The organism is Flavivirga spongiicola, assembly GCF_030540825.1.
GTDB lineage: Bacteria > Bacteroidota > Bacteroidia > Flavobacteriales > Flavobacteriaceae > Flavivirga > Flavivirga spongiicola.
Map to the genome: position 1 here is coordinate 2,314,166 of NZ_JAUOEO010000001.1, position 25,422 is coordinate 2,339,587.

Here is a 25,422-nt window from a genome sequence, read left to right on the forward strand (position 1 = left end):
GTAACTATTAAATGAGAAATTAATTAAAAACACTACCGAGAGCATTGCTCATTTTTATCCATCCAGCGGCATCGTTTCTTAATTTAGATTTTTCTTGTTCTATATGAATGAATCTTCCTGATGTTGTTGTTGCCGATGTGCTGCAATGATCTGCGGAAGCATTTATTAAACGTCCTTGTGTATTGGTAAATCCAATAAGGCGTGTCCAGTTTGTGTTAATATGAGCTAATTGAAATGTTAAAGAGTTGTCTTCAATTAAAAGGGCATCTTTAATTAAAGAAGCATAATCGGTTGTTGGAGTTTCACGTGTACCATTGCTTAGTATTACATATGGGTCTGATGGTTGCTTACCAAATCCATGTAATTGAATGAAGACTGAATTTGAAACAGTATTTAGTACATTTTCGGTAGTTTTTTGAAATGCAGATTGCGTATTATGAGCCATATCAGAAACACGATAAGCCTCACTAGAACCGCAAGTACTTGTGGTACCAGAGCAAGATGAAGATTCAGAGTTATTACAACGGTGTGTCCCGCTTATAAAAACAGCCTTGGCAACATTGTTTTTAAAGCAATATACAGCTTGTTTCCCCGTATTAGTGTCATTTTTTATATGAGGAGCCATAAGTATTAGGTTGTCTCTAGTTGGTGTTTTGCTAAATACATAGGTTCCCCAATAATTAGATTGGGAGCTTTTCTCTTCTAATATATAAAACACTTGGTTTGGCGATAATGATGTATCTGTAAACTCGGTTATCTGGTAATTGACTTCGGATGATTTTGATACTGCTTCAGAAATATTTTCAGCTAGAATGGCATCAATTACTAAGCTCCAAATATTTAATTGATTTGTAGACGGAACCGTATAATTATCCCCAGAATCTCCAGGAACATTATCTATTATATTGTCCATATAAGTTTCTATGTCTCCAGACGCTACTTGTAATTCAGCAGTTACAGCTGGCGTTGTTATAGAAACTTCATTGCTAAAACCAGAAGTGTTTCCTGCAGTATCTTTAGCTTGAACTTTAAAAGTGTATGTTGTGTTTGGGTCTAGACCTGTAATCGTTTTTGAGGTAGACGTGTTAGATAGTAAATTAGAACCATCTTTAAAAATCAAATAAGTTTGCACCGCTATGTTATCTGTTGAAGCTGTCCAACTTAAATCAGTAGTTGTTTCAGTAGTGTTTACAGAGACTAGATTTGTTGGAACAGTTGGCGGTGTTGTATCGTTGTTATTTATTGGTGGAGTAGAATCGTCTCCACCTCCAGAAGAACAATTAAATACTAATAGAAAAAAGAATATACAGTTTATAACTTTAACTAAATTTTTGTGTAAAAGCGTTTTAAAATTCATGAATAATTTATTTATATTTTACTATCTGTTGTTAACCTTTTAGTCTTTTCATTTTTTTGATTGAAATTCTGCATCAATTGATATACATACGGAATTTGTTCTTGGAAGCGTGTTAAAATATCGTAGGAAATATTATCCCTACTAAAGGGAACTACTTTTACATATTCTTGAATTTCGTGAGCATGTCGCCCATATTTATAATCGTAAGGAAAACGACCATCTGCATCTATTTTATTATTAACGTTGTCTTTATTTGTTACACTTATATAAAACTCACTGTCTTTAATATTTCCATTTGGGTTAAATAATGCTTCGTTTTTTAAATAGTCGTGTAACTCTTTAGCAGTATCTACCGCTGGATCTATAAGTTGAATATTTTCTACCATAAAGTCACGATATAAATACTTGCCTTCTTTTCCTTTGTAACGATACAGCTCTTTTAAAATAGCATCTATTTCTTCAGTCATATACGGATAATGCGTACATCCCAAAATGATGGATTTTAGTTTGTTATTGGTTTTAGATTGACGTATTTGCTCCATTAGGGTTACTAAATGATAGCGCACATAATTTTTGGCATCGTTAATTTGAAGTATTGAGCAGTCATCAGATTTTTCGGTGTCACAAAGCATTTTGCTATTATCGAAATCGAAATTATAAATATCAAATAGGGTTTTATCAATTTTTACATCGCCATCTAAACTAGGTCCTTTATAGTCATTACGAGGTTTCTTTAAGTTTTTATCGTAATAATTAGGATCTTCGTCAACGGCTTCGGCAATGCCAACGCCTCCTTGAGAAAACACTTCTATATGCCCTGTATAGCCAAATTCGTCTTTAAACTTTAATAGCGTTTTGCTATACCCTTTAGAAGCTACCGTACCAGCAGTTGCTAACACACCTACTATGGCGTTTTCATCTTTTTTTATGGTAGCCAAAGTACCTCTTACTCCAGCATCAATAACGCCAATAACTTTTAAGTTTGAATTGGCTTTTTTTAAGAATTCTTCGATGTATTCTTTCCCGTAGGCCGTAGCCGTATTACAAGCAATGACTATAGCTTTTACAGGTTGTTTATCGGTATTAACGGTAGTATCTGAAGCATCGGAATAATATTTATTACTCATTAAAAATTGAGCATCTTTAATAATATGCTCATTTAATAAATCTACTTTATTTTCTTTTGAATAATTACCATATGGCATATTGGCTTGATCGCCTAGGTAGATGAATGCTTCTTTATTAAAATCTATTTCACCATCACGACCTTTTGTATAGTTTTCATTGTTGTTTTCATCATAATTAACTATGGCTTTTAAAACCGTTAAACCTCCAGTTCCTGAATCAAAAACTCCAATTGGTAAACTTTTTTCTTTTAAGGGATAATTATTAAAATCTATATGATAAAAGTTGTCTTTATCTTCTATAATTGTTGAAACAATAGTACGCTTTTTAACTTCTACATGTTCGGTCTCTTTTGCTTTTTGCTTACAGCTAAATATGAATAATGAAACTAATAGTAATACGTTTAAATTTCTCATAAATCATTTATTTTTTTAAAACTTTACCGTTTAATTTTTTTGTAAATTCTCCATTTTCAACAGATAGTTTTCCATTGATGATACTATATTCTAATCCTTCTGCATACTGAAAAGAGTCTTTATAATTTGCGATATCTTTAAAAGTTTCTGGATTAAATATTATGATGTCTGCGAAGTATCCTTCTTTAAGTTTCCCTCTATTTGGAATTCTAAATATGTCTGCCGTTTTTGAAGTGCTTCCGTTAATAAAAGTTGCCAAATCTATAATACCATCTTGCTTGACATACTTATGGTATTTACGCGGAAATGTACCGTACTTTCTTGGGTGCCCTGTATTACCGTCAGATCCTGTAACAACCCATGGCTGTTTCATAAAATTATTAATATCATGAGAATTCATATTGAAAGAAGCGACGCGCACATAACCAGTTTCTAGGATTTGATACACTGCTTCTTCTGAAGGCATATTTAATATTTTGGATATTTGATGAAGGGTCTTACCAAGAAATGTTGTGTCGTTACATTTTACAACGAGCAGTTTTGTTGGTCCACCTCGTCGTGTAATATTTACTTTAGTTTCTTTAAAAATCTGTTCTTTAAATTTAGGAAGCGCTGCACGATACAATAAAGAGTCCTTTCCACCACTTTCTGCCCAACGAGGCGAAACAGCAGCATTTAAACTGGTTCCAGAAGCATCGTATGGATATTGATTTGCAGTAATCTCAATACCTTCTTTTTGAGCAACTTCAACAATTTTAATAATGGAATCACTTTGATGCCAAACATCAACACCTAAACATTTTATATGTGAAATGTGTATTGGCAATTTTGCCTGACGACCAATCTGTATAGCTTCTTGAACTGACGCTACTAAACCTATAGTGTTAGAACTTTCATCGCGTAAATGCGTATCATAAATGCCTCCGTTTTTTGCAACAATTTTTGCCAGAGCTATAACCTCATCTGTATTAGTATAACTTCCAGGAGCATAATATAATCCTGTTGACATACCAAAGGCTCCTGCATCCATTTCCTTTTGCATTAACGCTTGCATTTTAGCAATGTCATCGCGCGTTGGTTCCACATCACTTTTCCCAACAACTGCTTTTAAAATTTCATGATGACCTATAAGCTGCACAGCATTAGTACCAATACCTTGTTCATTATATAATTTTTGATACTTTTCAGTAGGATAAAAACTGTCACCATCATTACCAACTATGGTTGTTGTTATACCTTGCATTAAAAAAGGTAAGTTGTGGGACGTTTTAGGGTCTTTTAATTCTCTGTCGGCATGTGTATGTGGATCTATAAAACCAGGAGACACAATTAATTTAGAAGCATCAATAGTTTTTGATGCTTTAATTGAAACGGAACTCTCGTCACCTATAAAGATAATTTTATCCTCTTTTATAGCGATTGATAAATTATTTGGAATATGATCTACGCCATTATAAACTGTTCCATTTTGAATTAAAATATCCGCTTTAATTTCTTTTTTACATGAAATCAAGCAACTAATTAAAATTAGAAAAAAAAGAAGTTCTAGTTTTTTCAATGGCTGTTGTATAGGTTTAGTCATTAAATTATTTATTTAATAAAACACTCATCATCTGTTCGGCAGTAACTTTGCCTATTAGTTGGATTCTGTCTTTAGGGGTAGAATCTCCAATTTCATAAGTTATACCAGTAGCATTATGGCCATATAAAAACCACCCTTTAGACACAGGTTTGGTACTATTCCCGGCGGCTTCATTTACTTTATAATTAGGGATGTTTTGTTCTAACGCTTTAAACCAATTATCTATAAAATTGGGTAGCGTAGTTCCTTCTCTAATCTTATTGGTATAGAAAACATCTTCGTATGTGGAGTGAAAATCTAACCCTAATATTAATTTAGAATTGTTTTTTCTTAAAGTCTTAGTAATATATTCTACTGTTTGTTTTACTTCTGGTTGATTGTATACGGACCAATCTCTGTTTGTGTCAACACCCCCTGCATTATGACGCCAATGCCCAAGATCTACACCGTCTGGATTTATTATTGGGAAAGCCAACACGCGATATTCGTTTAAAAAGTCATTTGAAAGATTTGAGTTACTTAAAATGGCTTTTAAAAATTCTTGAAAAGCAAAATAACCTGTAACTTCAGGTGGATGTTGGCGTGTTAATAGAACAATAACATCTTTGTTTTTTTTATCGCCTTTATAAATATCTAAAACAGGTAAATTGCGCCCTAATCTTGATTTTCCAAAATTGCTAAAGTGTACATAATCTTCTTTGCCTTTAATTAAGTTTGTATACCATGTTTTAACATCTGAGGATGAATTTATTTGTTGAGCAGCAACCGTTATTGGAGATTTTCTCAATTCGAGCTTGATGGTTACTATACTATCTTTTTTGAAGACATTGGTTGAATCTATGATGTCCCAATTTTTGTCTTTTTTAAGCTTAGGAATATATCTATGCTTATATCCTTTTGGGTATTGAAAAGTAAAATAAAACGACTTACTTGTATTCGACCAAACTTTAAACGAATAATAGGCACTATTGTTAATAGGCTCATTTTCTGGATTTATTAGAAGAATAGCCGTACTATCATTTGCTTTTTTTAATCCATTCAGTCTTGCTCCATCAAAGTTATTGCTGGCATAAACACCTAAATCATCTAAAGCATAGGTTTGTTTCTTTTGAATCAGAACAGGTTTCGTTGTCGTATCTACATAAGTTTTAAAAGAAACAGGATCTGCGCTTTTACAACTTATTATAATTATTAAACAAAACAACAATAAGGAATTACGGTAAGAAAGTATCATAAGTATATTTTAGTTGTTATATCTATTTATTATTAAATGTTATCATTAACTCTCGAGCATAGGCTTGAGCTCTTTTTTTTATGATGTGCCTATCTACTTCATCGCCCTCTTCATACGTCACTGCTTCACAATTAAACTTGTTATAAAAATAATTATAGCAGTATGGCAATTGTTGACTACGTCTTCTAGCTTCAACCTTAAATTGTGAGTTGTTTTCAATACGATCTATCCAATCCGGAATGATTTTATTCGTTTTAATTTCATTTAAAGAATCTAAAATTAACATGTAAGGTCCTGAATATGATGTATGGAAATCTAGTGCAAATTGGATTTTCTTTCCTTCTTTCGTTTTACGAGTTAGATATTTGTCAACCATTTGTGTTTCTGGTTGTGTAAAACCCACCCAATCTCTATTTAAATCTACACCGTTGGCATTATGCCTCCAGTTACCCATGTCTGCACCATCAGGGTTTAATAAGGGAAACGTATAAATATTAAATTTGCTTCTAAAATCACTTGCCATTTGAGAATTACTTAATAATTCTTCATAAAAAGCTTTAAAACTAATAGTCCCTCCAGGAATTTCTGGCGGGTGTTGTCTAGCAATTAGTACTATCGAATTTAGGTTACTGTTATCTTCAATTTCTAAAGCATAATTGTTTTTATCTAACACTGTTTTTCCAGCAATTGTCTTTTTAATTTCTGGATGTTTTATTAATAACTCATTGATCCAAGAGTAGGTGTCTTCCGAGGATTCTACTTCTTGTGCAGCAACGTATAATTTTTGGGAAGAAACACTCAAGTTTAATGTGGCTATTCCAGTGCTAGAGTCAACTTTAATTCTTTGTGCATCAATAATTTTCCATGTTTTCTTATCTGAACTTAGTTTAGGAACATAGCGATGTTTATACTTGCCGTAATTAAGCTGCACTACTATCTCTTTATCTATTTTAGAACTAATACCAAAAGCAAACCAAGGACTTTTGTTTACTGGTTCAAAAGCAGGAGAAAAATATGTAGTATACTGGTTGTCTCCTGTTTTTTCTACTTTCGTTAGTTTTGAGCTATGAAAATCTGTATAAAAAATAACATCATCAGATACATTTTTATTACAGCTAAGCGCACTATTTAATATGACTAAATAAAAAATAAATTGAAAAAGCTTCATACCGATTTGCTTTACTATTAGGAATAGCATCTTAACTAACGGCGAATATGAGTACTCTCCGCCATTACCTGAAATTAGAGGTCATCTTTAAAAAGAAGTATTTGAAAGATAACCTCTAATAAATTAACTCAAAAATTAAACTTTTTGTCTATTGATTTATTTGTGTTTTCACAAAAATATCTGCTATGTCCGGTACATTAGCACCGTTGGTGTTTTCTTCATCAAATGGATATAAGAAACGCTCTGGGTGTTGTGAGCCCACATTGAAAGGCACAGGTACTTGTATAGCAACTGGGTCTTTTTTCATTCTTCTTAAATCATTGAATCCTAAAATAGTAGTAAAGAATGTTGCGTAGCGCTCTTCAATAATTTCTCTTAATAAGGCGTCTTCTTTAGAGAGTGATCCATCTACATTTTCTATACCAGTAACTTCAAAATCTGCACTTACATAATCATCATAAACGCCAGTACTAACAGAGAAATAAACTCCGTTTCTTAAGTTTGCTCGATGTTCATTTAATTTTGTTAATGCCATATCAAAATTACTAGCACTAGAGCGCAAAGACGTTTCAGCCCAAATTAATAAATTCTCCTGTAAAGAAATTTGATTCATTGGTTCATCAACAGCGGCAATACCTGAATCATTAATATCAGTTCCGTCATAATAATATGCTGCTCTATCAACCTCATCTGTTTTTGTGTTATTTCTACTTTCAGCACCAGTACCTAATAAATCAATTAAAAATGAGCCGTTAGCGGCTAAAGCACCGCCAGTAGTAGAGCCTGTAATGACTTCATATAATAAATTGGTGTCTGCTCCTAGTTCATTTGGTGGTGAATATTTCATGGTCTCTGATGCAGATGAAATACCATTTTGTGCAGCAGATAATGCATTCGCATAATCTCTGACGTCTAAATACAAACGAGCCTTTAGCGTGTAAGCCACCTTAACCCAATCACCAGAATCTCCTCCAAAGAAAATATCTTCACTTATGCTCCCACTAGTTCCAGCGGTTTGCAAGTCTGAAATGGCTTCGTCTAACAAACTTTGCAAACTCGCATATACATTTGCTTGACCATCATATTTAGGCGTTGAAATATCATCATTAGCAGCCTCGGTAAAAGGAACATCTCCAAATATATTCGCAGCGGTTCCAACAGCATGAGCCTCTAATACTTTTGATGCCCCATAGAAAAAATCTTTATTAGGCACTTCAATACCACTTCGTAATTCTCTAGCTTGTTTTACAACGCCTTGGTAAATATTACTCCAAGGTCTATTAGAATCCGAATTTATGTATTCATAATTTTGGATAAACCCAAGTCTATCGGCACCAACATAATAGCCAGCAACAACACCTCCAGCTTGACTTAAAATTCCAGCTTGACTTGTAATATCTGCCAGTTGTATTCCTGTAAACAATGCTTCTCCACTTACAGAGGCAACCTTATTTGGGTCTATATCATTTATATCATCAACTATACTTTGACATGCAATAACGCTGAAAAAAAATGTTATAACTAAACTTATTTTAAATAATCTCATAATCAATTTTTTTAGAATGTTATATTTAAATTAAACATATATGACTTTGTAGAAGGATTGGTATAATAATCTAAACCTCTAGAATTGCCAACGCCTGCAAAGTTCTTATCTGGATCATTACCAATGACGTCAGTCCACAACACTAAATTTCTTCCAGTTACACTAAAATTAACAGCTGATAACTTTAATTTATCTAGTATGTTTTGACCTAATGAATACGTTAGTGTTAATTCCCTTAAACGTGTCCAAGTAGCATCTTGCAACCACAGTTCGCTAAACCCTCTATTTCCTGCTCCATTTCCTCTATACCAACTCTCTTCTAAAAGTACTTGTCCAGCCCCAAAATCGTGCAAATTACCTCTTACTATATCTCCAGCAGCATATGCATTACCTCTTACATCTACTACGCCTCCTTCAGGTATTGTTACTTTATTACCAGTTTCTAAACTATGTCCTCGTTGTGAGTTTATTTGCCTAGTAATATCATAAAAATCACCACCCTGTGAATGTTCAAATAATACATTCATAGATAAGTTTTTAAAACCTAAATTGAATCCTATACCACCTGTCCAATCTGGGTTTGGATCACCTATAATATCATACTCAGGTGAACCAACAGGAAAACCATTAGCATCAACTTCTATACTACCATCAGCATTCCTTGGTAATTTTCCTCCAAATAATGCGCCCATTTGATACCCAACAGCGGCTACAGAATCACCTGTTCCAAACCCTGTTAGAGGTTGAACATCTGCTCCTGATAAATCCGTAACTTCATTTTTATTGGTTGCAAAATTCCCATAGGGAGAGAAGGACCAATGGTCATTATCTCTTAATAATTTAGCATCAAACTCAAATTCAAATCCATTATTCTTTATTGCAGCTCCATTGGTATAAAATGAAGTAAAACCACTACTTGCTGACTGATCTAATGTTAATAAAATATCTTCTATATCATTGGAATAATAAGTAAAACTTGTAGATAAAGCATTATCGAAAAAACGTAATTCTAAGCCAGTTTCAATTTCTGTTTTTATTTCTGGTCTTAAATTAGGATTCCCCCTTCTATTATCTAACCTAAAACCACCTCCGTGAGAGATTGAACCCAAAGTTCCTATAAGACCACCATTATACGCAAAATCGCCTTCGTAACTTGTTGAGCTTCTATACATATTAGGTTGGATACCTACTTTCCCCCAACTTAACCTCACTTTAGCAAAACTTATAAAGCTTTCTTCTGGGAAGAAACTGGCATCAGAAAGTTGCCATGCAGCACTTGCGGCTGGATAGAAAAATGGCTCACTTATTGTAGAAGCCGCTTCTACAGTACCTGAAAGATCTATAAACAACTGATTATACAATCCGAAATTTGCTGTAACAAATCCTCTATTAGACCTACGATGACTTATAAAGTTTTCTGAGGTTGTTTCTCTAGAGTTCGTTAAATTATAGATTTCTTGATCGGCTATAAAATCATTACCTATTGCAGTTGTTCTATTAAATTTTCTGTCGTTTATATTCCAACCTAAAACATAAGATGATGTAATATCTTCTGTAAGATCTCTATCATATTTGGCAATGGCATCAAAATTTAATTCTGTTCCTGATAGATTTTCCTGTAACAAACTACCATCTATTCTAAATAGTGGAGGTGTTGTTGTTCTTGCAGATCCTTTTGGAAAAAAATAAGTCCTAGCATCATTATAGGTATCAATTCCTCCTCTTAACTTAACGTTAAGACCTTCAATAGGAAAAAGATCAAGTTCGGCTGAGTAAATATGTCTGTTTACAGTATTTGGCGCTTTTTGTTTATTGGTAGTCCATAATGGATTATTATACCGAGGTCTATTACTTGCGCCAATAGGGTTTCTGTAAGACCTATGACGCCCTGCTATTTCAGCTCCTGAAGCACTTACATAAGTCCCTGTATAATCTGAAATATCAAAATCTGGAGGAGTTCTATAAAAACCTAATAATAAACCTGCTAAATTAGAATTTTGCTGAATCCTATTAGCCCCTATTCTAGAATACTTTCCTTTCAGTTTTAAGCTAACATAATCATTAAACTTTCTAGTAGCACTCAAATTTACAGTGTGTCTTTTATAATCGTTATTTCTAACAACACCTTCATGGTCCGTATTACCTAAACTAAAAAAGATATTTCCTTTATCATTTCCACCACTAATACTTAACGATTGCTCCATTAAAACCCCTGTTTGAAATACTTGATCAAAGTTTTTATCTAGAAATGTTTCTCTTGATCTCTTTCCTCCGTGGGGATCACTCGCGCTTCCTCGGGCAATAGCATAATATGTTCTCCCAGTTTGATCACCAATAAAATGTGCGCCACTGGTATCTACTACATCTTCGCCTCCAGCTCTGTCTGATATTTCATCACCCCAAGCACGTAAAAAATCTTGTCTGTAAATACCAGAAGAACCTGGGCCATACGTTGACTGTAAAAGTTGGGTTTCAGTTACTTCATCAAAAGCCATAGATGTTTTTAAAGACACTCTAAATCCTTTTTTACCCGATTTAGTAGTAATTATAACCACTCCATTTGAGGCTCTCGACCCCCAAAGAGCTGCAGCAGAAGCTCCTTTTAATACTTGTAAGGTTTCAATATCATTTGGATTAATATCATTTAAACGCGATTGTTGTGATGTTCCGTTAGCAGTTGAACTACTTCCTCCTCCATTAGAATTACTATTACTAATGGGAATACCATCTACAATTATTAAAGGCTGCGTATTACCAGAAATGGTATTAGCTCCTCTAATTCTAATATTAGATCCCGACCCTGGGTCTCCAGTACTACGCGTAATATTAACACCGGACATTTTTCCTTGAATAGCATTGGCAACCGAGGTCTCACCAGAACGTGTCATTGCTTCTGCTTTAACACTAGATACTGCACTCCCCAATTTATCAGTTTTTACAGCAAAACCCAAGGCATTAATTACGACTTCACCTAAACTTGCAGCATCTTCTTCCAAGGTGACATTAATTGTAGTTTGATTTCCAACAGCAATTTCGACTGTTTTAAAACCTAAATAACTTATAACAAGAATAGCTCCTTCTTCTATATCTAAACTAAAGTTTCCGTCAAAATCTGTGGATGTGCCTGTGGACGTTCCTTTAACTATAACATTAACACCTGGCAATGGAACGCCATTGTTATCAGTTATTGTACCAGTCACCTGTTTTTGATTATTTTTTTTAATTGTTATATCTGGTTTTTCACTAATAGCAATTGAGTTGTTTTCTAAAACTTTAAAATTGTAATTGCTAACTGAAAAACATTTCTTCAATAATCTATTAAGCTTGATGCTTCCTTTGGTTATATGAACCTTAGGCAAGTCTTTAAATAAATCTGTTTGATAAATAAATTTATAATCTGTTTGATTGCTAATTAATTTAAAAACCTCATCAATACTTACAGTCTTATCTTGGTCTATGACAACTTTAACATTTTGAGATAAAATAGTGTTCGGTGTTAAGCTGAAAACTACGGAGCAGAAAAAGAATATTAAAGTTTTCATAACAATTTTTAGCAGTTTTGTTCTAAAAAAGAACAAAGCTTTAGTTGGTTTAATTTTCATAAATTTGCATGTGTTAATTGGTTACACTTAATTGATTAATTACGTAAAGGGGGAGGAAATGTTTGCGGTGAGATGTTAATACTTCCGACCCTCTTTTATTTTAATATGATGGTATTATTATTTATTTCATAAGCATTAATGATTTTTGTTTGTTTAATTAAATCTAATATGTCTTCTATTTTTTGTTCTCGACTTAGCTCTCCATTAAATTCTGTGCTTTCAAAAGATTTATTTTGAAAAATTACGGTAACATCATACCATCTGGAAAGTACTTTCATAATTTCCTTTAATGGCTTTTTGTAAAATATAAATTCTCCACGAACCCAGCTAATTTCATTATTAACATCAACCTCTTTGATATCTATTGTATTACTACTGGCATCAATAATAGACTGTTGATTAGGTTTTAAAAATTCTGTTTTACTATTGTTTTTAACCGAAACCTTTCCTTCAACTAATGTTGTATAAATACTATTTTCATCTTGATAAGCTTTTACATTAAATTCGGTTCCATATACTTCAATTTCTTGAACATCGGTAAGTATCTTAAATTTTGAACCTTTATGTTTTGCACTTGGAGATACATCAAAATATGCTTCGCCATATATGAGTTCTACTTGTCTTAGTTCACCATCAATAAAATTTTCTGGATATTTTAGTTGAGATTCAGAATTTAACCATACTTGTGTTCCATCGGAAAGCTTGACAAAAAATTGACCACCTCGAGGAATCGTAAGATAATTATATGCGATTTTGGAAGATTTACTTTTTTTAGCGGTGCTATAAACTATTTGCTCTCCATTGCTATCAGCATTTTTAGTTTTAAAAGATTCTCCTTTTTCTAATGCTACTACAGAACCATCACTTAGTGTTAGTGTTGCTTTATCCGTACCAGCTTCAATACTATTCACAATTACTGGGATATTTTCAACTGGACTATTAAATACATTATCTCTAAAGAAGTAAACCGAAACCAATATTCCAATAAATACAGCTGCGGCAACGTATTTTAATACACTATTAGTTTTGCGTTTTTCTTTCCCTATGCGCCTCAAAATATCTTTCTTAGCCTTTTTAATATCATACTTGCTTACAATCATATTGGCGAAAGCATTAGTCTTGATATATTCAAAAAACAATATTTCATTTTTAGGGTTGCTTATCCACAATTCTAACTGCCTAAGCTCATCAATATTTGCTTCATTAGTAAGAAACTTTGTGATTAATATTTCGGTTTTTTTATCCATTACTTTTTATAACATCTATAATTTAATAACGAAGCTAAAATTACTATACCACCACGTTTTATTAAAAAAAAATTAAATTTGTAATGATTTAAAGACATTTATATAATTGCACAAGATCTTTTTTAGTCAAAAAAAACTTATTAAACTCCTTAAAAAAGGGGATGCTAGAGCATATTCGTATATAGTAGATCTTTATTATAAAAAATTATGTGATTATGCGAGTAATCTTGCCAGAGATAATTTTAAATCGGAAGATATTGTTCAAAATGTTATTATTAGAATGTGGCAACAGCGCGAAAAGTTAAGCTCTAATGTTTCTATTAAGAACTACCTTTATAAATCGGTTTATAATGAATTTATTGATCAATACAGAAAAGAAATAGCTGTCACTAAGCTAGAAAAAAAGTACATCGAAGGTTTAGATATAGTTATTGAAATACAAGATGTAACTGAGACAAATCGGCTAATGACTCTCGTACAAAATGAAATAGAACGATTACCGCCTAAATGTAAAGAGACATTTTTAATGAGTAAACAAGAAGGTCTTACTTATGTTGAAATTGCAGAATATCAAAATGTGTCTGTTAATACGGTTGAAAAACAAATGGTTAAAGCCTTTTCAATTCTTAGAAAGAAAATGAAAGAAAAAATAGTGTCATTTATATTTTTGTTGTTTGATATAAAAAAACCTTAGTTACTGAGTAATACCAATTTGGTATAAGACATCTTAACCGTGGTTTCATTAAAAATTTTCCATTTCAATCATTTTGATTCACATAATTGGGTGTTAATTGTTTGCGAATAACTTTGTCAAAGTTTTTTCTTCTTTCAGTAGCCTCTTTTTATACTTTTATTTTCATAATCCCATGAGGGAAAACAAAAGCATTTTTGTTCATTTTATAAACTTAAATACAATATAAATGGACATTTTTTTAATTCTTGAACAGCTAGATGGTTTAGAAAAATTAATACACATAGGCCCATTATTAAACCCCGGATTAACCTGGACCCCAAGAACAGCTACTTCTTCAACTAAATATGGACTGAGAGACCGAGTAAATCATATTTTTTACAAAGGAGGCTTAAACCTATAGAATCAAAAGAAATCGATTGCCACCCTATTACGTTTCCTTCAGACCATGCGGCAGTTATTACGGTATTTGAAATGGAATAGCACTATAATACTAAACAATAACCACATAGATACTCTATTGAAATTAAATTAAAAAATGATAATAATGAAATCAATTATACGATACTACTTTTTAGACCTCTTTAAATTGTTGTTGTTTTTCTTCATACTCACTAAGCTTTATGTTTATTCTATAATGGCTTCATAAATTAAATCCAGAATATTTGTTCTTATGTCTTGCTCTCCAAGCTTATTGTTGGCCATTGTTGGATAGACCCTATTTGATAAAAAAACATATAATAGACCAGTATCTGGATCAGCCCATGTATAAGTGCCGGTAAAACCAGAATGACCAAAACTATTTGCAGTAGCGTATTTGCTACTGGCTTTGTCTTCTGGATTTAGTTGAGGTTTGTCGAAACCAAGCCCTCTTCTTATACTATCTTTTTCGTAATATCTGTAGTTAAATTTATGTATGGTTTTTGGTTCAAAATATCTTTTTCCACCATAATAACCGGCTTGCAAATACATTTGCATCATTTTAGCGATATCATTTGAATTGGCAAAAAGTCCTGCATTACCACTTACACCATTCATCATAGCGGCTCCCATATCATGAACATGACCTTGAAGTGTTTGATTTCTATAATAATCATCTATTTCTGAAGGCACAATTTCAGATTTACTAAACTTTTTTAGCGGATTGTAAGTTAGAGATGTTGCTCCTAAAGGTTTATAGAAGTTCTCGTTATTTAGATAATCCATTTCCTTATGGTAAGTATCTTTTATATACTTCTTAAATAAGTAAAAAATTAAACCGCTGTATTTATAGCCGGCTTCAGATCGCTGAGGTGCTTCAGCTATTTTTTTATAGATAGAATCTGTGTACGAATTAATTAAATATAAATCTTCAGCAACTTTTATTGAAGAATCCTTGCTTTTAACTTTGCTATAATACTTATTAAAAGGGGTTTTGGTAATAGTATCAATAGTTTCCAGATAATAAGGAATCCAGGGTTTTATTTTACCAGTGTGTGACAGTGCTTGTTTGATAGTAATAGTATCTTTGTTTGTTCCTTTTAAATAGGGTAATAGATCACCAAGCCTGGTATTTAAATTAAAGAGCCCCATTTCTTCACTTTTCATGATTAATGGAAGGCCTCCTAATATTTTGGTGACAGAAGCTAAATCGTAAAGATCTGTTACTTTTACTTTTTGCTTTTTATTGTAGGTGTGGTAGCCAAAACTTTTATGATAGATTACTTTTCCGTAACGGGCCACTAAAACCTGACCTCCAGGGGCCATCGTTGAATCTACAACCATTTTTGTAACAGCATCTATTTTAGTAAGCAATTTACTATCCATATCAACAGCTTCTGGAATGGAATAAGAAAGTCTCAATAAATTGGACGTCGTTATACCTGTGCCTTCCGGAAATATATTTTTAATTGAAACAGGGAGTTTTCCCTTGGTTTCCAATGCTCCAAAAATCATTTGTGCTGAAATTTCCTGTGATACTTTACTATTTTGATAGGATACTAAAACTGCATCAATTGTACTAAAATCATTAATGTCTAAAAGTGTATAGGGGCTTGCAAAAACATCTAATATGACTTTATGACCCTTAGAGATTTCTTGTAACCAAACTAACTCTTCCTCAGACATTTTAAAACGTTTCCAAGGCGTCTTGTTTGATTTATGATAACCTATTATTACAGTATTATAAGGTTTTAATTTTTGAAGTAAACCAGTTAAGTTTTTATCAGAAATAATATCAACTTGTGCGTATTTTTTCAGTGTATTCATGAAGCTTAAATGGTCGGAATCCCCTAATTTAACATAGGCTATTTTGGCTTTGGCTAAATCACGAATAGGAAGTGTTACATTATCATTTTTCACAAGTGTTATGGCTTCTTTCATTAAGGATCTATATAATAACTTGTCTTTGGAAGTTATTATATCAGATCGAATCTCTGTCTCTTTTATAGGTTTAAAATTATTTAATCCCACCAAATACTTTGCTTTTAATATTTTTTGTACAGATTGATTTAAACGTGCTTCACTAATCAAGTTATTTTTAAGGGCATTTTTTATTTTTTTAACAGCTTCCTTTACATCCTCAGGAATAAGCAACATGTCATTTCCAGCAAGAAAAGCAGCTAAATCGATATCGCCTGGTTTAGCATAATTAGCGGCCCCTTTCATGTTTAAAGCATCTGTAAAAATTAAACCGTTAAAATTCATTTTCTCTTTTAAAAGTTCGGTGACTACTTTATATGAAATTGATGTTGGAACGCCTTTTTTAGGTTCTAAGGATGGCACATTTAAATGAGCAATCATAACACTTGCTAAATCTGAATCAAATAATTGTCTATAAGGGTATAATTCAATGGAATCTAACCGTTTTAAATTAAAATCTAGAAAAGGAAGTGTTTTATGAGAATCTGTTGAAGTATCTCCATGTCCGGGAAAATGTTTGGCATTGGCTAAAACGCCCATACTTTGCATGCCTTTAGTAAAAGCAATGGCTTTTTTAGCGACATTGTATTTATTTTCTCCAAAAGATCTATTTCCTATAATTGGGTTTTTAGGATTGGTATTAATATCAACAACCGGAGCAAAATTGATATGAATCCCAATACGTTTACAGTGTTCTCCAAGTTGTTTCCCAAATTGTTCAATCAATACACCCTTTTGAACAGCACCTAAAGTCATATTCCAAGGATAGCGAAACGCATTTTTTAATCTCATATCTAAGCCCCACTCTCCATCGAACCCAATAAGTAAGGGGGTTTTAGACTTTAATTGATATATGTTTGTTAATTGTACTTGTTTTTCAGGCGTTCCCTGCATAAAAATTAAACCGCCAATATGATGTTTTTTTATCATCTTTTTAATGAAATTCGTATGCTTTTTATCTTTATTTGAGTAAGCTTGAATCATAAAAAGCTGACCAATCTTTTGATCAAGGGTTAGGTTTTTCATGATGCTATTTACCCATTCTTTTTGATTTTCTATATCATGGGTCAGCAGGGGGTCTTCTTGTTGTGCATAGTTTGTAATGTACGCTAAAAAAATACTAGCAATAATTAGCTTTTTCATCTGTCTGTATTTATTGATCTTATGTAGCCCTCCATATAATCTTTTCTTTATGTGACTTAATTTTAATAAAGGGTTTTTATTTAATTTCACTCCTGTTCCATTTGTCTCTGGAAGCAGAGTGTTGACATTATAACTGAACTTGATCTAAGTTCAGAAACTTTAGACCAATATCGTGAAAAACATATTAATTTATTTAAAACAGATGTCCTGTTTAAATTTTTAGAGCAGAAAAATTAGACCATATTTTGCCAAATTCATTGAATGATGACCGTGTTCAATCTTTCTTTTAAGTTTGTGAATATAACGACTTTCCAACAATCTACTGTAGAGTCCTAAACATAAAAAATAGAGAAACAAATAGCACAAACTAAAAAATGAGGTAATTAATAGGTTTTTGGATAAAAAAAGCTACTTTAATCATTCAAAAAAATAACCGTTGATACTAAAAATAATCTTTAATTATATTTTGAAATTTAGTGTTTTACATATAGGCATTATTTTAATTGTATTCATTGGCTGTAATAATAAAAAACACCTTTTAAAAGAAGCGACCTTAATTAATGGAAACGACAGCAATTTTCATGATACCATAAATCAAAAACAGGTAAGGGAAGACTCAAACATAAAATACGCTGTTAAACAATTAGATAATACCAATGGGCTTTCAAATAGTTCTGTGAATTCAATTTTTCAAGATTCTGAGAATTTATTATGGATTGGTACATGGGATGGGTTAAATAGATATGACGGTAGCAATTTTAAAATTTTTAGACCAGAACTTAATGCTGAAAAAAGTTTAAGCAATCAGGTAATCCTTAAAATTGATGAAGATGAAACCGGAAAAATATGGGTGCTAACCATGAACGGAATAAATAGTTATGATAAAAAGAATAATATATTTAAAAGTTATCATTTTCCTAACAAAAGTAAATTTACCTTTTCTGAAACAGAATATAATATAGCATTAGACCATTCTAAAAAGGTTTTTTGTGCTGTAAAAGATTGGGGAATAGGTTTTTTTAACGGATCAGAGTTTCAAAAAATTGAGATAAAAGATTTACCAATAAACGCTGTTAAAAAAATGGAATTTGCTCCATCTGGAGAGCTCCTTGTTTTGCTAAATAATAATGACCTCTTTTCTTTGAAATTTGGTATGGAAGTCACTGGCAAAAAACAGCTGATAAAAACAGAAAAAATATCTGGTAATATTCGTTCATTCGGAATATTAAAAGGTAAAAAGGTGGCACTCATTTCACTTTTAGGGAATATGGTGTTACACTCGCTAGAAGATCAAAAGAAAGACGTTATACTCAATGAAAAGAAGGCACATAAAATTATTGGATACGTACCAGAGGGGTTAGTTATGTCAAATAATAATGAATCCTTTATTGTAAATAGTTCGGGCAAAATAATGCAACCTGAGTGGTTAACTAATTTGGAAAACCAGGAAATTAGAACTTTAATTAAAGGAAAAGAGCATATTATTTGGATAGGAACAGATGGTGATGGCCTTTTAAAAATGCACCCACTTAAAAAATCATTTAATACGGTTTCTAAAACACAGGTTCCAAAATTGGATAAAAGTATTGTTAGAGCTTTTTTAGAAGTTGAAGAAAATGCTTTTTTTATAGGAACAAAAGGGAGTGGGTTGTTTCGTTTTCCCTCAAAGTTTTATGAAAACCCTAATAAACCATTTGAATACGAGAATTTTTATGAAAATAATAGCTCCATTAATAATTCTGTTTATGCGCTGTGTAAAGGACAAGACGATCTTGTTTTTATTGGTACAGATGGCGATGGGATTAGTGTTTTTGATTTAAAAGCATCAAAAATTATAAGTTGGTCAGAAATTTTAGGCCATGAGTTATGCAGTGCCTTTCAATCAACATATACTATTTATCAGGATCAAGATGGGTTTATTTGGCTCGGAACAAATGGCTACGGAATGATACGTTTTAAAATAGAACGAATAAAAGATAAATTAAAAGTAAGTCATTTTAAAATGTACTTGGCGGGAAGTGAAGAAGAACAAGCATTAAGCAGTAATATTATTTTTTCGATTGTCCCAAAGAATGACCATGAACTTTGGATTGGAACGAGATTGGGTGGTTTAAACCTCTTTAATAAGGAAACAGAGCTGTTTGAATCTTTTAAAAACGAAAAAAACAACCCATTAAGTCTATCGAACAATGATATACTTTGCCTTCATACAGATGTGAATAAAAGGTTATGGATAGGTACAAGTTTTGGGTTGAATTTATTGGAAAATATAGCATACGAAGAAACGCCCGAGTTTAAAAGTTTTACAGTTAAGGATGGACTACCAAACAACACGATTCATGGCATTGTTTCAGATAAAGATTCTAATCTTTCAATAAGTACAAATTTTGGTCTGTCCAATTTTATAATTAATGAATCTAAATTTATTAATTACACAAAAAACGAAGGACTACAAAACAACGAATTTGCAGATGGTGCTTTTTATCAAAGTATTAATTCGGATTATATTTTTATGGGGGGAATAAAAGGGTTTAATTATTTTTTACCTTCAAAAATCGAAGAATCGATGCTTGTTCCTAATATTCTTATTGATAAAATAAGCGGTCAAAATGAAGAAGTACCGTACTATCAAGGATTGGTGGTCTCTCCAGATTCTTATACATTCCCTTCTATTGTTTTAAATCACAATCAAAACTTTTTTGATATTGAATTGTCTGCTTTGACTTATATAAATACGGACAAATGCCAATATGCCTATAAGTTGGATAGTTTTGATAAGGATTGGAATATGATAAATAATCGTAGAAATATTTCTTTCACTAATGTTCCAAAAGGGACCTACTCCTTATGGATAAAATGGTCAAATAGTGATGGTGTTTGGGGAAAACCAGTTCGAGCCATAGATATTAAAATTAAACCTGTTTACTGGCAATCGAATATAGCTTTCGTTATTTATTTAGGATTACTTTCTCTATTTGTGCTATTTATACAGAGCTATTATAAAAAACGTCAATCGTTAAAGCAAAATATTGTTTTTCAAAAAAGAGAAAAAGAGATTCATCAAAATAGGCTTAATTTCTTTACTAACATTGCCCATGAATTTCAAACACCTTTAACCTTAATACTAGGGCCTGTTCAAAAGCTTTCAGAATCTTCAAACTTAGTTGAAAAAAATCAGAAGTTTATAAAGATGATTCAAAGAAACTCTTCAAGATTACTCTTTTTAACACAACAGCTTCTTGAATTTAGAAAAGCAGAGTATGGCCATTTAGATGTGACGATAAAACAATTTGATATTGTTAGCTTAATTGAACAAATTGCTGAGTTATTTGATGAATGGGCATTACAGAAAAACATTGAATATAAACTTGAAATACCTTCAAAATTAACGGGATGGTTTGATAAAGATAAAGTTGAAAAAATAATATTCAATCTTTTATCAAATGCTTTTAAATACACCCCAAAAAATGGAAAAATTAATTTAAAATTTTTCATTCAAGAAGAAAATCCAAAAACACTACATATAAGGGTTATAAATACTGGCGAAGGCATCCCCAAAGAAAAGTTAAATTCTATCTTTGATAGGTTTTACTTGTCGGATAACTGGAAAGAACATGGTAATAATATGTTTAGAACAGGTATTGGTTTAGCATATATAAAAAGATTAGTGACTCTATTAAAGGGCGAAATCTTAGTTTCAAGTGAAGAAAATAAGTCTACTAAGTTTACAGTATTACTTCCTTGCCATAAAGAAAATTTTAATGATATAAAATTAGATGAAGAAGAAAGTCAAGTTTTAATTTCGGATTATCTTCAGAATATACTTGAGCAAACATCTACCGATTCAATAGAAGTTCCCAATAAGATTTCCTCAATTGAAAGTTTTTTAAATAAGAAAAAGGTTGTTTTAATTGTAGAAGATGAAAAAGAGATTCATGGTTTTTTAAACGAGTTGCTAAAAGAAGAATATAAAATTCTTACGGCCTATAATGGATTAGAAGCTCTAAAAATTCTAGAAAAAGAAGATCCAGACATTATTATAAGTGATGTTATGATGCCAAAAATGGATGGCATAGAGCTTTGTTCAAAAATAAAGAATGATATTAAAACCTGCCATATTCCTTTTATTATGCTTACAGCAAAAAACAATGTTTTACATCGTATTGAAGGCATAGAAAGCGGGGCTAATTCATATATACCTAAACCATTTCACCCAGGTCACTTATTAATAAGAATAAAAAAGCTTATTGAAGCTAAAGAACAGATATTAGAACACTTTTCGCAAGATAACTTTGCAGAAAACATTACTGATCTTCCTGTAAACGATAACGAAAAAGATTTTTTACTAAAAGTTATTGGGTTAATAAGGAATAATATTGAAAATGAAAATTTGCAAAACTCATATATTGAAGAGCATTTAGGCATGAGTAGTTCTCAATTATACCGAAAAATTAAGCAAACATCCGGGTTTTCTCCTGGAGATTTAATCCGGACGATTCGATTAAAACATGCTGCTGAACTTCTTAGAAAAAGTACGCTTACTGTATCTGAAGTTTGCTACCAATCAGGATTTAATAATCGATCTTACTTTTATCGAGAATTTAAAAAAATGTACAATAGTACGCCCAAAGATTACCAACTTCAAAATAAGCCTCTTAATAATCTTTAATTAAAACATTAATAATCAGTGTATTGCATTTAAGTGTACATTTTTGATTAAATAGTGCACACTAATTAGCCTGTTGTCAGTTTACTTTTATTAACTGATTCTTCGATCATTTTTTATTAAAACATTAACAGCTAAACTAATTATTATCATGAAAAAAATTACTCAAATTATTAACCAATTTAATTCTTTTTTATTATGAGAAAGCACATTATTTATTACTGTTTTTTAATAAGTACCTTATTATTAGGAAGTGCTTTAAATGCACAAACCATTACAGGAACTGTTTCTGATAATAATGGCGCTATACCAGGTGTAAATATTATTATTAAAGGAACACTTATAGGAACAACAACCGATTTTGATGGAAACTATAATATAGAGATAACAAACTCTAATGCTATTTTAGTTTTTAGTATGATGGGCTATACGACTCAAGAAATTTCTGTTAATGGACAAAGCCAGATTAATGTTTTATTGTCTGAAGATTTGCAAGCATTGGATGAGATCGTTCTTGTTGGGTATTCTCTAAGAAAAAAATCTACTTTAACTGGAGCGGTTTCTGTTGTTAATGTAGAAGGATTAAATAAAGCCAGAACACAAAACGTAGCACAAGCTTTACAGGGGCAGGTTGCGGGTGTACAAATAGCGTCAAGCAGTGGAGCTCCTGGCGGTGCTATTCAAGTCCGAATTAGAGGCGTAGGTACTATTGGTAATAATAATCCTTTATATGTTGTAGATGGCGTGCCATCAAGAGATATTTCTTTTTTAAACCAAGCAGATATTAAGACAATGACCGTCTTAAAAGATGCTGCGGCAGCTGCCATTTACGGGGCAAGAGGTTCTGCTGGCGTCGTTCTAATTACTACCAAAAGTGGATCGAAAGGAAAAATGACCCTTGATTTGAACTATTATTACGGAATTCAGAATGCTACAAATCTTCCAAACATGCTAAATGCAGAACAGTATATCAATACTGCAGAGAAAGCTTGGAACAATACTTTTACAGGTTCAAACCCTTACACAGCAGACAGAGGTAGAGCAGATTTTGGAGATACCGATTGGCTCGATGAACTTTTTGTCCCTGGACATTCTCAAAACTTGCAATTATCGGCTAGTGGCGGAAGTGATAAATTACAATACCTAATGTCTTTAGGTTATTATGATGAAGATGGCATCGTGGTCTTTGATAATGATAAATTTCAAAGAATAAACTTTAGAACAAATATTAATGCAAATATAAGTGACCGTTTAAAGGTAGGAACCAATCTTCAATTGTCATATTCAACTCAAGATAAGGTGCCTTCTACTGGCGAAAGTTTAATCAGGTTTGCTTTATTAAGAGCTCCAGTCATACCAGTTTACAAGGATGTAAATGATCCCACATATTCACAAAGAGATCCTTTTACAGATATGCCATTTTTTACACCTACAGGATACGATCAAGGTTTAAATAGAACCATGTACGAAATGGTTGGAAACCCAATTGCCATGGCGCATTTTTCAGACAATCAATCTAGAGTGTATAAAACATTTGGGAATGTATTTGGTCAATACGCGTTTCTAAAAGACAAAGCACTGACGTTTAGAACCAATATTGGTATAGATTTATCATTTTTTCATGACAAAAGGTTTAATGAGAATTTTGGTGATGATGATGGGGGCGGAAGTTCAATTGACCAAGGGTTAGGAAGACAAAATAGACCAAACAGTTTGAGCGAATCAAGAGGGGAAGCTTTTACCTTTACCTTTAGTAATACTTTAAATTATGTTAAAACATTTAATGAGAAACATGCTGTTAGCGCAATGTTTGGTACAGAGTATGTTACAAACTATGAATCTAGTATCGGTGCCAGTAGGGCACGTTTTCCATATACAACAGATGAATTTAGATATTTAGATCAGGGAGGTACAGACCTGGATGTTTGGAATAGCGGTTCGGCATCAGAATGGAATTTATTCTCTTATTTTGGATCTGCGTCTTATGTTTTTGATAATAAATATATGATTACTGCTAATTTAAGAGCAGACGCATCTTCCCGTTTTTCTGAATCAAATCGTTGGGGGTATTTCCCATCCGTTTCAGCGGGTTGGAAGTTATCCGATGAAGATTTTTTAAATGATGTTGATTGGTTATCTAATTTAAAGTTACGTGCTAGTTGGGGACAAGTAGGAAATCAAAATATTGATAATTACGCCTATTTAGAATTACTTAGACAAGGTGATATAGTTGAACTAGTACGTTACGGTAACGCTGATTTAAAATGGGAAACAACCACACAAACAAACATAGGTTTTGATGTGGGACTTCTAAACAATAAAGTAGCCATTAGCGCCGAATATTTTCAAAAAAACACAACGGATATTCTTTTGCCTGTAGGCTTACCGGGCTTTCTAGGAGATTTAGAACCCACTATTATAAATGCCGGAGAAGTTAGTAATAAAGGCTTTGAGTTTTCTGTAGATTACAGAAACTCAGACAACGCGTTTAAATATAATATTAATGCAAACCTGTCTACACTAACAAACAATGTTGAGAAATTGCATCCAAATTTACCCAACATTACAGCGGATAAATATAGAACCGTTGTGGGACAGGCTCTAGATTCCTATTATGGCTATAAAATGATTGGTATTTACCAAAACCAAGCTGAAATTGATAGTCATTTAAGTGGTACGGTGAACCCATCAACAAAACCAGGTGATATTAAATTTAAAGATATAAACGGCGATGGGATTATAAGTGCTGATAATGACAGAGAATTTATAGGGTCTTCAATACCAGATCTTACTTATGGTATATCTTTTTCTGCAGACTATAAAGGCTTTGATTTTTCTATGCTTTTTCAAGGAGTAGAAGGGGTTGATAAGTACAATGACGGAAAGAAAATTGTAGATTTTGATACACGACCATTCAATTATACTACAGCAATTTTAGGATCTTGGGATGGAGAAGGCAGCACGAATAGTATACCAAGAGTAGCATTTGAGGATAACGGTAGTAGTAACGTTTCTAGCCTTTTTGTTGAAGACGCTTCTTATTTCCGCCTCAGAAATATAGAGATTGGATATACCTTAAAAGGAATGAAAGGATTTCAAGATATGCGCTTGTACATCTCTGGTAAAAATCTTTTTACATCAACAAATTATACGGGTTTAGACCCTGAAGTGTCGGGATTGGTAGATAAAGGAACCTACCCATTATCAACAGCCTTTTTATTTGGAGTAAATGTTAAGTTTTAATC

At 32.3% G+C, this 25,422-nt stretch carries 13 protein-coding genes; 4 read left to right on the forward strand and 9 right to left on the reverse strand.

What is annotated here, in order from left to right; genetic code table 11:
- Positions 1-19 precede the first annotated feature (19 nt).
- From Q4Q47_RS09245 to Q4Q47_RS09280, 8 genes are all read right to left on the reverse strand, one after another.
- Positions 20-1,357: a fibronectin type III domain-containing protein gene (locus Q4Q47_RS09245; protein WP_303306368.1), complete on the reverse strand. Its 1,338-nt coding sequence runs from the start codon at positions 1,355-1,357 to the stop codon at positions 20-22.
- Between the two features lie 11 nt (positions 1,358-1,368).
- Positions 1,369-2,898 carry a glutamate racemase gene (locus Q4Q47_RS09250; protein WP_303306369.1) on the reverse strand — a complete coding sequence of 510 codons (1,530 nt, stop codon included), beginning with the start codon at positions 2,896-2,898 and terminating at the stop codon, positions 1,369-1,371.
- A gap of 7 nt (positions 2,899-2,905) precedes the next feature.
- Positions 2,906-4,480, reverse strand: coding sequence for an N-acyl-D-amino-acid deacylase family protein (locus Q4Q47_RS09255; RefSeq protein ID WP_303306370.1), 1,575 nt, complete (start codon positions 4,478-4,480; stop codon positions 2,906-2,908).
- 4 nt (positions 4,481-4,484) lie between these two features.
- The gene (locus Q4Q47_RS09260; RefSeq protein WP_303306371.1) at positions 4,485-5,714 is read right to left on the reverse strand and encodes a M14 family metallopeptidase; all 1,230 of its coding nucleotides are present in this window, start codon (positions 5,712-5,714) and stop codon (positions 4,485-4,487) included.
- 22 nt (positions 5,715-5,736) lie between these two features.
- Entirely contained in the window at positions 5,737-6,882 is a 1,146-nt protein-coding gene (locus Q4Q47_RS09265) for a M14 family metallopeptidase (protein ID WP_303306372.1), read from the reverse strand.
- A 148-nt stretch (positions 6,883-7,030) separates the two neighbouring features.
- The gene (locus Q4Q47_RS09270; RefSeq protein WP_303306373.1) at positions 7,031-8,428 is read right to left on the reverse strand and encodes a SusD/RagB family nutrient-binding outer membrane lipoprotein; all 1,398 of its coding nucleotides are present in this window, start codon (positions 8,426-8,428) and stop codon (positions 7,031-7,033) included.
- A gap of 11 nt (positions 8,429-8,439) precedes the next feature.
- Positions 8,440-11,970: a SusC/RagA family TonB-linked outer membrane protein gene (locus Q4Q47_RS09275; RefSeq protein ID WP_303306374.1), complete on the reverse strand. Its 3,531-nt coding sequence runs from the start codon at positions 11,968-11,970 to the stop codon at positions 8,440-8,442.
- A gap of 155 nt (positions 11,971-12,125) precedes the next feature.
- Positions 12,126-13,277, reverse strand: a complete 1,152-nt coding sequence (locus tag Q4Q47_RS09280) for a FecR family protein (protein ID WP_303306375.1) — start codon at positions 13,275-13,277, stop codon at positions 12,126-12,128.
- Positions 13,278-13,383: 106 nt separating this feature from the next.
- On the opposite strand from Q4Q47_RS09280, the gene Q4Q47_RS09285 reads away from it, so the two are divergent.
- Positions 13,384-13,971, forward strand: a complete 588-nt coding sequence (locus tag Q4Q47_RS09285) for an RNA polymerase sigma factor (RefSeq protein ID WP_303306376.1) — start codon at positions 13,384-13,386, stop codon at positions 13,969-13,971.
- Positions 13,972-14,197: 226 nt separating this feature from the next.
- Positions 14,198-14,371, forward strand: a complete 174-nt coding sequence (locus Q4Q47_RS09290) for a hypothetical protein (RefSeq protein ID WP_303306377.1) — start codon at positions 14,198-14,200, stop codon at positions 14,369-14,371.
- A 224-nt stretch (positions 14,372-14,595) separates the two neighbouring features.
- Here Q4Q47_RS09290 and Q4Q47_RS09295 read toward each other — a convergent pair whose 3' ends face one another.
- Positions 14,596-17,511: a glycoside hydrolase family 3 N-terminal domain-containing protein gene (locus tag Q4Q47_RS09295; protein ID WP_303306378.1), complete on the reverse strand. Its 2,916-nt coding sequence runs from the start codon at positions 17,509-17,511 to the stop codon at positions 14,596-14,598.
- Positions 17,512-17,947: 436 nt separating this feature from the next.
- Between Q4Q47_RS09295 and Q4Q47_RS09300 the strand changes: the two genes are divergently transcribed.
- Positions 17,948-22,180, forward strand: coding sequence for a hybrid sensor histidine kinase/response regulator transcription factor (locus Q4Q47_RS09300; protein ID WP_303306379.1), 4,233 nt, complete (start codon positions 17,948-17,950; stop codon positions 22,178-22,180).
- Between the two features lie 195 nt (positions 22,181-22,375).
- Positions 22,376-25,420 (forward strand): SusC/RagA family TonB-linked outer membrane protein, encoded by a 3,045-nt coding sequence (locus tag Q4Q47_RS09305; protein ID WP_303306380.1) that lies wholly within the window; start codon positions 22,376-22,378, stop codon positions 25,418-25,420.
- The last annotated feature ends 2 nt before the right edge of the window (positions 25,421-25,422 follow it).